We start from the raw sequence: 11,975 nt of genomic DNA, 5'->3' as shown, positions 1-11,975 counted from the left end.
GGAGGTTCCTTGCCGGGTCAGAGGTGCCCGTTCAATGCCTCAACCATATCCTTGTTCGTCGCCACAGGAACAATCTCGAATTCGACCAGATCCGCCCATTCGATGACCCACCGCTGCAGGAGCGTGATGTCATCGGCCTCCACCAGCAGGAAGCAGCGGCTCATATCCGCTGCGATCCAGCTGTGGTGCACGAGAAGCGCGTCCGGCTTCAGGCGGCCCTGGTCGCGGAAACGGCGGTAGATCTCCTTGCGGTCGCAGCCGCGAAAATCCTCGATCACGAAGAACAGCATCTTTTCCCCCACAATCGTATATCATCGCCCCGGCCTGTCCAGCCGCTCCAGGAACCACTGCGTCAGCCGCACCCAGACCTCGTCCTTTTCGCCAGAGTCTTCCCAGCCGTGGTCGAGGTTGGGGTTGTCGTTGACCTCGATGACGAAGACGCCGTCCCTAGTTTCCTTGAGGTCGACGCCGTAGAGGCCGTCGCCGATGCAACGCGCCGCACTCACCGCCGTCTCGACGACATGGGCCGGCGCTTCCTTCAGGGTGAAGGTCTTGATGCCGCCCTGGTCGGGCTTGCCGTTGGCCTTGTGATTGACGATCTGCCAATGTTTCTTGGCCATCAGATAATGGACAGCAAACAAGGGCTGGCCGCCGAGGACGCCGACGCGCCAGTCATATTCCGTCGGAATGAATTTTTGCGCGATCAGGAGGTCGGAATCCTCCAGCCATTCGGTTGCGAGCGTCTTCAGCTCGTCGAAGGTGCCGCATTTCTTGACGCCGCGCGAAAACGAGGAGTCCGGGATCTTCAGCACCAGCGGGAAGCCCAGCGTCTGCGCCGCAAGTTCCAGGTCCGAGGTGCCGGCTATCATCACCGTTGGCGGCACCGGTACCTTGTTGTAGGTCATCAGCTCGTTGAGATAGACCTTGTTGGTGCAGCGGATCATCGACAGCGGATCGTCGATGACCGGCATGCCTTCCTGCTGGGCGCGGCGGGCAAAGCGGTAGGTGTGGTTGGAGATCGAGGTGGTCTCGCGGATGAACAGCGCGTCGTAGTTGGCGAGCTTGGCCAGATCCCGCTTGGTGATCGGCTCGATTTCGACGCCCATCTTTTCAGCGATCTTGGCCCAGTGGCGCAGCGACGAAATCTCCGACGGTGGCAGTTCCTCATGCGGATCGACCAGAGTGGCGAAAGTGTAGCGCGCCGGCGTGCGGCCCTTGGTGTCGCGCCACTCGCGGTTGGTGTAGGTCTCCAGGCACTGGAGAAAGTGCGTTTCCTCGTCCTCGGTCATCCTGGCCAGGGGATGGAACCCGATCTTGCGGATCGAGGCCCATTCGGCGCTGTCCCTGATGTGGACCTCGAGCGCCGGGGCACGGAACCAGTCGAACAGAAGTTTTGCGAAGCGGTCCCAGATCCTGGATGGTCCGATGCCGAAGAAGATGCAGACCTTCTGGGGAAAAGCGCCACCCAGATCCTTGCGGCACTTGTTGAGTGCGAGTTCGAGTTCCGGCAACGCGTGCTCATAGAGCTTGCGCTCCGACAGGTCGATCATCGTTTCGACCGTCGGGATGACCTTATGGCCGCGCGAACCAGCAAGCAGCGACGCGTAATAGCCGCGGCTCTGGTAGCCGTAATTGTTCGACAGGTTGATGACCTTCGGCCGCTGACCGCGAAACAGTGCCGGATGGGCAAGGTAGTCGCGATTGGTGATGATCTTGTGCGGCGTCGCCACTTGGTCGAGATCGTTCTGCCGGCCGGTAAGGATGACCCAGGTCATTGGCTATCGCGCTTTCCGAGAGTGATAGCGGCGCGCAATCCGTCGCGGCCGAATTGCGCCATGTTCATGAAGATGCCGTAAGGCACGGGAATGTTGGCAGCATCGAGGATCGTCTCCTGCCGCTCGTCCTCGACCCAGGGGTCGTGGATCAGGATATGATCGCCGTCGTCACCGATGGCCAATACCCAGTGCGGAACCTTCTTGCCGAACATCAGGAAGCCGCTGATCAGGACCAGCACCAGTTTTCCCTCTGCGATCGCGGTGCGAATGTCGTCAAGCCCGAATGAACGGTAATTCACCGGGATGCTGTAAAGTTCCGCGCGGCGGCGAAAGTCGACCTGCGCCAGCTCCATGACGCGGCGCTTGTCCTCGCTGCGCACCGACTGCAGGAACAGCGCGCCGTAGAAGGAGACATAGATCTCAGCAGCAAGCCCGCTCTCATAGCCGGCGACGGCAAGCCCGAACGGTTCGCAGCCGCCCGGCCCCGACATCATGAAAACGGTCGTCGCCTCACGCCACAGCCTGATTTCCATCACCGGATCCGGCACGAATCCGGGGCCGAAGTAAGCCATCGCCATCATCAGGCAGCATGGTCCGCAAGTGAATTCGCAAGTTTGCTGATAAAACGGCACTTCGGTGGCCACCGGAATGTCGCCGCGCAAGGTCTTTTCATAGCGCAGCGCCGTGGCGCCATCCTCGTAATAGTCCGGCTCGCGGCCGATCTTGCGGTAGCCGCTCTGCTCGTAGATCTGGATCGCGCGCGGGTTGTCCTCGCGGACTTCCAAACGAAGCATCATGCGGCCGTGCTCGAAAGCGGCGGCCTCGGCCTCTTCCAGCAGCAGCCGGCCAACGCCACGGCCGCCGAAAAATGGACCAACGGCGATCGAATAAAGCCTCGCGACGCCGCTGCCCTTGCGAAACAGCACGACTGCATAGCCGGCGACGCGGCCATCGCTTTCGCCAACCAGCAGCTCGGCGGTGTCGCGTTCGATCAGTTGGCGAAAGGAGCGGCGAGAAATGCGATCGCTCGAGAAAACGGCTTTTTCGATGGCGGCGAGGTCATCGACGTCGGACGCGCGGGCCTTGCGAATCTCGGCAGGCATGCGGGCTCAGAAAACCTCGATTGGGTTGTGGAAACGGCCCTAGTCTAAACATCGGTCACACCAGCCGAAGTGCCAGCATTAAGCAAGCGCTATCGCACCTCGATTAGGGCCGAATTGTGACAGTTTTGACTGCAGGCAGGTCGCGCAAAGGCTTTGAACGACCTCCGTGTTTAGGCATCGGCGCGGCTTCGGAAGAGCGAGAGCCTGCTCAGCTTTGCAAGCCCGCCAAAAGCTGGCCATAGGCGCTCTTGGCCACTGCGGCCAGTTGCTCGCGCGGCAGCGAGCCGACGACGGCGCAGCCATAACCCTTGTCCAGCCAATAGACGGCCTCAGGACCATCGTCCTCCCCATAGGTGCCCTTGGCCTTGGCTGCCGATTCGGCGGTGACGAAGAGCGATATGCGCTCGCCCTTGACGTCCTCGTAAAGCAGCATCGCGGCCTTGCCCTGGCCGGCGGGCAGCAGCCGGCCACCGACCAGTTGGAATCCTTGCGCCGCCAGATCCGGCGCGACGAGCTTCAGACCCACCTGGTTCGACAACCAGCTCTGCAAATGATCCTTGTCGCTTGCCGGCACTTCCACCGCATGCCGCGTTTCGGCGGCATAGATGACGTGGGCGGCGATCGCCTCTTCGGCAAGCTGGTCCTCGGCGGTATTTTCCAGTCCGAGGCGGCCGATGCCGGCAAGGTAGCCGCCAGCACCGCCAATCGCCAGGATGGCGGCAGCGGCGGCCGCAAGCCACCAACGCGAGCGCGACGGCGATACTCTGACCACCGGCGCCTCGCCAAGCACCACCTTGCTCAACCGCACCGGCACGGGTTCGTCCAGCACGCCATTAAAGGCTGCGCGCAACGCTTCCCGGTCGGCGGCGTAGCGTGCGCTCTTGGCCTTCATCTCGGCATTGGCCTCGAGCCATGCCTCATAGGCCGTCCGCTCGTCGCCCGGCAACTCGCCATCGAGAGCCATGTGGATGTCGCGTTCGGAGAAATCGCGCCGGCTCATTTCTCAACGATCCTTATCGAGCGGCGGCGCGCGGTATCATCCAGCAGCGCTCGCAGTTCGTCACGCCCGCGCGCGATGCGCGACATCAAAGTGCCGGCGGGCACTCCAAGGATGTTGGCGGCTTCGGCATAGGAAAACCCTTCGATGGCGACCATCACAAGTGCCGCGCGCCGGTCAGGGCTGATCGCCTGCAGCGCGTCGACGATCTCGCGCGAGGCGATGCTCTCGACCTGCTCGGCGGGTGCTGCCTGCGCCTCGCTTGTCTCGAGCGGCAGCATCGCCGCCTCGCCGCGCCGGTTCACCTTGCGCATCTGGTCGATGAACAAATGGTGCATGATCGTAAACAGCCACCTCCTGGGGCTTTCTCCTGTCTGCCAATTGTCGAGCCGCACAAGCGCCCGCTCGAGACAATCCTGGACGAGATCGTCGGCGGAATCGCGGTCGCGCAACAGCGAGCGTGCATAGCGGCGCAGACGCGGTATTTCACCCAGGATTGCTGCCTTCTTTTCGTCCATGACCGCTGGTTCTGGAGCCCCTGTCCGTGGTGATTGAACGCGCCTTTGCAGCGCGGCGCAAGCGGCCAGCGCGAAGCGGTCCGCCGCCCCGGTCACCCAAGCAACTGAATAACGCTGCCGGTGGCAGGTTTATTCCCGGGTTGCATCCGAAAGTTGAAAGAAATGCGTGGTGACGAATAGCGGCGCGTCGACAAACGTCAGTCTTCCCGCGTCTCGTCTGTGAATTTCTTCATATCGAAGTCAGGATTGGGCAGGCCCATCCTCACCGCCTCGGCTTGCAGCCTGGCAATCCGGTCGCGAAGCGACACATTGGTGCGACTGCGTTCGAGTTCGTGCAAAGCGCGGTCCGCACCGCCTCCGTTTTGCTTGGAGCGTCCGTCTGGCGCTGCAACATAGTCGCTGAAGCATCCACTTCGGGGCCTCGTATATAGAGTGCCATTTGATCCTATGTCTCCCTTGCTGCGGGTCAGCGGCCGCAGTACTATTCAATCACACGCACCGCTCTATTTACTATATTTGAAGGCACCGTTAGACCGAGCTTTCTCGCGGTCTGCAAGTTCACCACCAATTCGTGCTGGGACAAAGTCTGAATTGGTATGTCGCGGGGGCTCTTGCCATCAAGAATCTTCTTCGCGCACAGCGCCATGTGATATGTTGCGCTTCGCAAGCTGGTGCCGTAGCAGAACAGACCTCCCGCATCGATCTGCTCCCGCGCGAAGATGGTTGGCAAGCGACGCGCAAGGGCAAGCTCCGCGATTCTTGCGCGGAGTGCTGCAATGTTCGGCTCCTCGAGGACGATGAGCGCTTCGACCAGTTCGCGATCCATCGCTGCAAAAGCGCCGTCAAGATCGGGCTGAGGCCCTATAATGCGGAGAACCTGCGGGTTCAGCCCAAATTCTTGTATTGCCCCAGCATTGGAGGCTGACAGGCAATCGGACACCCCCTGATCGCTCAAGATCGCGATGCGGGAGAGCGCTGGTAAGACGGCTCGCAACAACTCGACATGCGTCCGCGCCTGGTTTGGATCGAAGCTGGTTACTCCTGTCATGTTGCCGCCGGGCTTCTCCAGGCTTGCGGCGAGGCCATCACTGACCGGATCGACGACGACAGAATAAACGACGGGGAGCTCCGTTGTCGCCTTTTGGACCGCACGCGCGGTTACCGCCCCGATCACGGCGATAAGGTCGACGTTCAGCCTAACCAGTTCCGTCGCCAGGGTGGGAAGCCTGCCCAAATCACCATTGGCCGATCGCTGCTCAAACCGAATGCTCCGGCCTTCGGCAAATCCCAATTCTCTCAGCCCCTCCTTGAAGCCTTCGATTGGTCCCCCAGGGCCTGCCGTGATGATGCCGATCGTAGCTATGTCGTTTATGAGCAACGCGCTGTCCTCCAGGCTGGAGCTTCTTGCAGTGGACGACCTAATTTACCTCTCTCGCCGCCCTTGTCAGCAGCCGCTGATAAAACAGGCCGATGCCGATGAGCACCGCGCCGAGGCCGATGAAGGACAGCGCCCGTAACACCCCTTCCAGTTCCGACATGTCGAAGACGAAGACTTTGAGCACGGCGATCGAGATCAGCGCCGCCGACGCTATGCGCAGCACCTGGGACTTCAGCCAGACACCGGCGGTGAGCAGCACCACGCCGATGACCAGCCACAGAGCCGAATAAGTATAGGTCTCAAGCTGGCCGAGACCGCTCCACAGTCCGATGAACTCACCCTTGAACAGGCGCCTGACCGACAGCGTGGCATAGGCAAAAGCGAGCACCGCCGCCACCACCGCCAGCATCGCCGCATACCATTGCGGCCGCTTGTCACGGGAATAGAGTGCCAGTGCGCCTGCCGCGACCGCCGGCAAGAGGTAGGCGAGGAACAGAAGGTTGAACACCGGAATGCTGCCGGTCGATTCATCGGTCAGCAACGGGTTCAACGCCAGAAAATGCTGGAGGACGATGAAGGCGACCGAGACCACGCCCGCTGCAATCGAGCCGTAACGCAGCACCTGACTTGGCGAGCGCATGTCGATAGCGACCAGGATGGCACCGGCACCGATGGCGATCAGCGTGTAGATCGCCTGTTCGGCAAGCGTTGCAGCAGCCGTATCGATGACGCCGCCATGCATGGCATGGCGCACCAGCATGGCGACGGTGAGCAGGCAAAACAGCGCGGCGCCGGCCTCCATGGCAAGGCGCGGTCGGCCATTGGTAGTTCGGGCAAGCTGCCAGGCGGCAAAACCGAAAGCGAGCGCCGGCACGCCATATCCAAGCAGCAGCCAGTTGAACACCGGCGTCTTCGACAGGAACTCGGCACCGACGATGGTCGGGTCGAAGGCAGCGCGGCCAAGCACTGCAATCACCGCACCAACGGAAATCCAGCCAAGCACCGGATAGCTACGCCAGCGCGTCGCCAGCGCCGGCACGGCGGCGGCTGCTCCGAGCAGGATGGTTGTCCAGCCGGAACCAAAGGCCATGTGCAGCATCAGCAGGCCGGCAATCGCCGCGCCGCCGAGCGCGAAGGAGACGGCAGCGCCGCCGGTCAGCGGCGGCGCTTCGCCGCGTGCTATCCATTCGCCGCCGGCGACGAAGACGCCGACCAAAACGGCTGCGACCGCCGCATAAGCAAGGTCACGGTCGAGATTGCCGAAGGTAGACCAGAGCGCCAGCAGGATGACCAGTGGCGCGACAGCGCTCCAGGCCGCCCATGTGGCGGCGCGCAGCCAGCCATGGGCCGCAAAACGGCGCGCCGCCCAAAAGCCGAGGCCGATGAAGACCAGGCCGAGAACGATGCCGACCCTGAGCATCAAGGCATCGGACGCCACAACCGGCATGCCGTCGACGCCAAGAGCGCCGCCCGAAAAATCGGAAGCGATCGTGGTCGGCGGAATGATGCCGAGATAGACCAGTACCGTCGCCAGCCCGGCGGCGTGCAGCAGTGCCAGCGCCCGCGGCCGATAGAGCGCCACCCCCACCAGGGCTGCGACAAGGGCGGCACCCGGCAATGCACCGCGGATGGCGGCGAAGGCCGGATCGACAAACAGGGCCAGCGCCGAAAGCCCGACGAAGAAGCCCGGCGCGATCGACGGCCAATCGAAGCCGCTGCCGGCGACCGTTTCGTCGCGGCGGCCAAGCCAGACGAAGGCGAGCACGGCCAGTGTCACCCCGTCGATAAAAAGGATGACGGAAAGGTTCGTCCCCGGCGCTTCGGTCATGTAGAAGACGGTCCAGATGCCGGTGGCGACGAAGGCAGCGGCCATCAAAAGGCTCCAGTCGCGGATACGGGCGATGACGCCGGTGGCGACGAGCACGATCGCCAGATAGCCGAACAGCGCCCACGGATTGGGCGCCTGCGAGGCGACCAGCAGCGGCGTCACCATGGCACCGAGCAGGCCGACGCCGGCCAGCGCCTGACCGTGGACCAGGCTTGCCGCGATCGTCGCCACCCCGATGGCGCCGAGCAGCGTGAAAGCGAGCGTCGGGCCGATGAAGCCGTAAATGCTGTACGCGGCGTAGACGGTACCGAACAGGATGAAAGCGCCGGCGGCCGTCAGGATTGCCGGGATATAGGCACCGGCGGCACCTTGCACCGGCACCCTGAAGCCGGTGCGCCGGATGAACTCGCCGCCGGCGACCAGCACCAGCCCGAGTGCCGCCGTCATGGCGAGCCGCACGCGCGGCCCGAAAATGCCGGCCTCGATGGTGTAGCGGATCAGGAACAGGCCGCCCAGCGCCAGCGCGATGCCGCCGACCCAGACCGCCCAGCGAGTACCGAGAGCCGTTTCGACGTCGGACTGGCGAGCTGGCTTCGCCGCGGCCGCCGGTAGCGCCGACTCCGGCGCGGATGGCGCCGCGGTATCGGCCTCGGCCTCTGTGGCTGATGCGACCGCTGCGGTCCCTGGCGATGCCAGGTCGGCTGCGGCCGCAAGCGGTATTGCGGCATCCGCCGGTTTGCTGTCGTTTGCTGCCGGTTCTTTGGCTTGCAGCGGCAGCGCAGGCATGCCCGAAAGCACAAGGCTGCGCAAGGCGCCAAGCTCGCGCTCGATCAGGCCGATACGGCCCTGCTGGCGTGAAATGATGACGAACAGCGCGATGATGGCGACGAGGCCAATCAGGCTTTCAAACATGGCGGTTCCCCCAAACCAGGCCAGTTGTCACTGACATTCAATGTTCAGTGACATTCAAATGCGGCGGCCAAACGGCCGGTCCATTCAACGTGCCACCAGATTGGCCGCCGGACAGATCGAGCATGTTTCAGTGCCGAAAGCCAGCAGCTTGCCGTTGACATCCTTCAGCGCCGCTTCCGAAACCGCCAGCGTGCCGCCCTTTGTGCCAAGGCCGAGCGGCGAAACGTTGCCGGGATAAGGTTCAACGTCGCTCATCTGGTGGTCTCCCCGGCGGTTTCTGCGGCGCTCGCCTTGCCGGATTCATGGCCGGGTGAGTGATGCCTGCGCAAGGCGGCGAGAAACCCGGCGCGGGCGCCGGGAGGCTCGATGCCGCGCGGTTCGTAGACATGGCGGGTCAAAAAGAAGCCGGTCAGCCGGAAGGCGTCCTCGATCGCCGCCGGATCGGCGCGCAGCCCGGAGCCGCGCTGCAGGAAGGCCGGCAGCGCCAGCATCTTGTCGCGCCACGGCGCGCCCGCCGCGCGCGACACGGCGCGGCCGGATTTCGGCGAGACATAGGCAAGATCCTGCCTGGTGCCGGTCGCCGCACACTGGCTGAGATCGAGGCCGAAACCGAGTTCGTCGAGGACCAGCAGCTCGAAGCGGGCCACCAGCTCGCCTGCGGCATCGGCATCGTCGAGATGAGCGATCATCACCGCAAGCGTCTCGAAAAGGCCGCCATGGGCGTCACGCTCGGGCAGAAGACGCAAATGTGCGGCCATCGTCTGCAGGCCGTAGACGGCAACGGCGCTGTCCATCAGCCGGGCGGCGTTCATCTCGATCGCCTCGACCTGGAAGGTGCCGAGATGCTCGTCGAGCCGCGCCCGCCACAGCAGGTCGACGCGATTGCCGGGCTGCAAGACCGGCTGCTGTTTGCGCGAACGGCCGCCGCGCACGAGGCCGAGATGGCGGCCATGCACGCGCGTCATCACCTCGAGGATGGCGCTGGTTTCGCCATGCTTGCGGGTGCCCAGAATGATTCCCTCGTCGCGCCATTCCATGACGAGAGCTTGTCACCGGTTGGATGGCGAAATCAAGATGAGCGACTATCCGCCGCGAACCAAAACGGCCCGTAGCGTATCGCTACGGGCCGTTCGGAGATACTGGCTTCGATTAGAACGAGCGCTGGAAGCGGAGAATGCCGCCGACGCTGTTTTCCTTGTCGGCTTTGGTGAAATTCGTGACGGAATCTTCACCAAGATGCAAGTAGTCGACTTCGGCTGTGATCTTGAGACCCTTGACGATTTCATAGGCGATGTTCGCTGCAAGGCCGAAGTTCTTGCCTTCGTCATAGGAGAGCTGGGTGTTGAACGAGATCTTCTCGTTGATAGTGTAGGTGCCACCCCCCCAGACCGCCCAGTTGCCGCTCCACTGCTTGTAGAAGCCACGACCGTGGGCGTCGATCGCGTTGCCTGCGTCATCCGTGAGGTTGTCGTCGGTGCCGTAGCCGCCCATGATGAACAGAGACAGGTTGTCCATGGGCTTGACGTCCAGGCGAACCTTGCCGGCCACTTCTTCATAGTTGCTGTCATAAGCGACGACGCCGGTGATGGCGCCCCAACCCTGCGTGTATTTCACGCCCCCGACGACATGCGGAACGTAGCTGTCGATCGTACCAACGACGCCAGAGCCTTCTTCGAGCGAGACCACGGCCGAGAAGCCAGTGCCGGCGTCGAAATAGTACTGGACGACATTCGTGTCGAAGGCACCATACGGAACCAGCGTATCCTGGATGACGCTACCGGCATAGCCGATGAACGTGTCGAAGGCCGATTCGTCCTTACCGACGCGCAGACCACCGAGTTGGATCCAGGCGAATTTTAGCGACAGGCTCCTGTTATGGGCTTCGTTGGCGAAGATGTAGTCGTTTTCATTACCGAAGTTGAAGCGGGTCTCGGTGTAGGTCTTCAAGGTGCCGAGCTCGGTTTCCTGGCCGGTCCAGGTCTTAAGCGTGAAGCGGGCGTTCTTGCGGTAGGTGTCATTCGCGCTGCCATCATCATGGTCGCCGGTGACCGCACCGTCGAACGAGCCGACATCACCCACGCCGATATCGTAACGGACATAGCCGCCGATGCGCAGGCAGGTTTCGGTGCCGGGGATGTAGAAGTAGCCAGCGCCGTAAACGTCGCAGATCTTGACGTATTCGGCGGGTTCCGGCTCGGCAACGACGACGGCGTCAGCGGCGCGCGCGCCGGATACTGCGATCAGCGCCGCAGCGGAGCCGAGAAGCAGGCTCTTGATGTTCATTTTCTGACCTCTCCAGTCAAAGTTAAAAATGGTTTCGAATTTTGTGGCTGAACAGCAGCATTCCCCGCCTCACCCCACATCGAAAAAGGCTCGCACCGCTCCCCCTTTTCGGCGGCGAACATACCCAACCGCGCTTGATCCTCAATGACTATTCCGAAAATAATTATGGTTTTTGCAACAGAATAAATTCGTGTTGCGCAAATATCACGTTCGTTTAATCCACCAAGCTGAAATGACACAAATGGCACATTGTCACGTAAGTTAGAAGAGTACTTGTACGTTAGCCGTCCAATTGCAGCCCAACGTTTATCTACCCATCTAGAAAATTCGAAGGGTAGAAGGAAATTAAGCCAGCTTCATACGTGCTTCGTGCTGAGCAGCAACGGCAACATCCGCCACCAAATCCTGTTTAAGCAACTCAATTGGAATACGGCCGCCGAGCACGGCAGCGGGGCGGATCAGCCAGTGCCATGCGCGCCGCGGATTCGGCATTGCAGACAACACTTCCCGGATGCCGGATGCCGGCCTGCCGTCGACGAACTGCGCCAGCGGAAACACATGTTTGCGGCCGCCGGTGCGCAAGGCGACGACCCTACTGCTCCGCTGCCAACGATGCAGGGTCGACCGGGATATACCGAAATTGTCTTCCAGGAATGTCGGTCCGGCGACGCGACCTGCCCAGTCTTCGACCCGCATCGAATCGACGTCGTCTCGTCCGGCAGGCCGGCTTGAGACGTGTATGCTCCGGCCTTCAAACCCCGATGAGGCAGACGCCTCGGTGGCTTGGCCGCCGGCTTCCGCTGCCAGTATCCTCACGAACTGCAATACCCTGTCAGGCAGCCTTTCCTGCATGGTGTCGATGGCCCGAAGTTCGCTCGGTTGAAGTAGGGCGATTGCAGCGGCGATGGCTCCGGCGATCCTGCCCGCCGAACCAATCGCATCGTCATCGATGATTTGATCTCGCCGCGCCAGCACCCGCTCGATCTCAACAGCGACGGCATTTGCAACTCGGTCTGACGGATGGGGTCGATGCGATTCCAAGTCCTCATCATGTCCTAGATCTGGCTGCTTGCCCGTCACTTCCGTGTTGCTCGGAAGCGGGTCTTTCGCACAGCCTATACGGAGCATGTATGACGGAGGGACGACGAACGAGAACCGTCCAAGCGGCGACGTAAGGACCG

The 11,975-nt window shown here is 62.2% G+C and carries 13 protein-coding genes; all 13 read right to left on the bottom strand.

Annotation, left to right across the window (positions count from 1 at the left end; all coding sequences use genetic code 11):
- Positions 1–17 precede the first annotated feature (17 nt).
- A complete protein-coding gene (locus tag NKJ84_RS23970; protein WP_352508513.1) occupies positions 18–290 on the bottom strand; it encodes a DUF3303 domain-containing protein in 273 nt (90 codons plus the stop codon).
- A 21-nt stretch (positions 291–311) separates the two neighbouring features.
- A complete protein-coding gene (locus tag NKJ84_RS23965) occupies positions 312–1,775 on the bottom strand; it encodes a RimK family ATP-grasp domain-containing protein (RefSeq protein ID WP_352508512.1) in 1,464 nt (487 codons plus the stop codon).
- The gene (locus NKJ84_RS23960; RefSeq protein ID WP_254820202.1) at positions 1,772–2,878 is read right to left on the bottom strand and encodes a peptidase C39 family protein; all 1,107 of its coding nucleotides are present in this window, start codon (positions 2,876–2,878) and stop codon (positions 1,772–1,774) included. The genes NKJ84_RS23965 and NKJ84_RS23960 overlap by 4 nt, the downstream gene beginning before the upstream one ends.
- 208 nt (positions 2,879–3,086) lie before the next feature.
- Positions 3,087–3,878, bottom strand: a complete 792-nt coding sequence (locus NKJ84_RS23955; protein ID WP_352508511.1) for an anti-sigma factor family protein — start codon at positions 3,876–3,878, stop codon at positions 3,087–3,089.
- Positions 3,875–4,393 (bottom strand): sigma-70 family RNA polymerase sigma factor, encoded by a 519-nt coding sequence (locus NKJ84_RS23950; protein WP_254820200.1) that lies wholly within the window; start codon positions 4,391–4,393, stop codon positions 3,875–3,877. The genes NKJ84_RS23955 and NKJ84_RS23950 overlap by 4 nt, the downstream gene beginning before the upstream one ends.
- 197 nt (positions 4,394–4,590) lie before the next feature.
- Positions 4,591–4,731, bottom strand: coding sequence for a hypothetical protein (locus NKJ84_RS33300; RefSeq protein ID WP_502896235.1), 141 nt, complete (start codon positions 4,729–4,731; stop codon positions 4,591–4,593).
- A 143-nt stretch (positions 4,732–4,874) separates the two neighbouring features.
- Positions 4,875–5,771, bottom strand: a complete 897-nt coding sequence (locus NKJ84_RS23940) for an ABC transporter substrate-binding protein (RefSeq protein WP_352508510.1) — start codon at positions 5,769–5,771, stop codon at positions 4,875–4,877.
- A gap of 40 nt (positions 5,772–5,811) precedes the next feature.
- Positions 5,812–8,511, bottom strand: a complete 2,700-nt coding sequence (locus NKJ84_RS23935) for a DUF2339 domain-containing protein (RefSeq protein ID WP_352508509.1) — start codon at positions 8,509–8,511, stop codon at positions 5,812–5,814.
- Positions 8,512–8,595: 84 nt separating this feature from the next.
- Positions 8,596–8,766 (bottom strand): hypothetical protein, encoded by a 171-nt coding sequence (locus NKJ84_RS23930; RefSeq protein ID WP_352508507.1) that lies wholly within the window; start codon positions 8,764–8,766, stop codon positions 8,596–8,598.
- The gene (recO, locus tag NKJ84_RS23925) at positions 8,763–9,548 is read right to left on the bottom strand and encodes a DNA repair protein RecO (RefSeq protein WP_352508505.1); all 786 of its coding nucleotides are present in this window, start codon (positions 9,546–9,548) and stop codon (positions 8,763–8,765) included. The genes NKJ84_RS23930 and recO overlap by 4 nt, the downstream gene beginning before the upstream one ends.
- A gap of 112 nt (positions 9,549–9,660) precedes the next feature.
- Entirely contained in the window at positions 9,661–10,794 is a 1,134-nt protein-coding gene (locus tag NKJ84_RS23920) for a porin (protein ID WP_352508503.1), read from the bottom strand.
- Entirely contained in the window at positions 10,791–11,033 is a 243-nt protein-coding gene (locus NKJ84_RS23915) for a hypothetical protein (protein ID WP_352508502.1), read from the bottom strand. The genes NKJ84_RS23920 and NKJ84_RS23915 overlap by 4 nt, the downstream gene beginning before the upstream one ends.
- Before the next feature lie 106 nt (positions 11,034–11,139).
- A complete protein-coding gene (locus tag NKJ84_RS23910; RefSeq protein WP_352508501.1) occupies positions 11,140–11,874 on the bottom strand; it encodes an antitoxin Xre/MbcA/ParS-like domain-containing protein in 735 nt (244 codons plus the stop codon).
- Positions 11,875–11,975: the final 101 nt, after the last annotated feature.

It is taken from the genome of Mesorhizobium sp. M0048 (assembly GCF_040323405.1).
Lineage (GTDB): Bacteria > Pseudomonadota > Alphaproteobacteria > Rhizobiales > Rhizobiaceae > Mesorhizobium.
This window is presented reverse-complemented; position numbering and strand designations above follow the sequence as displayed.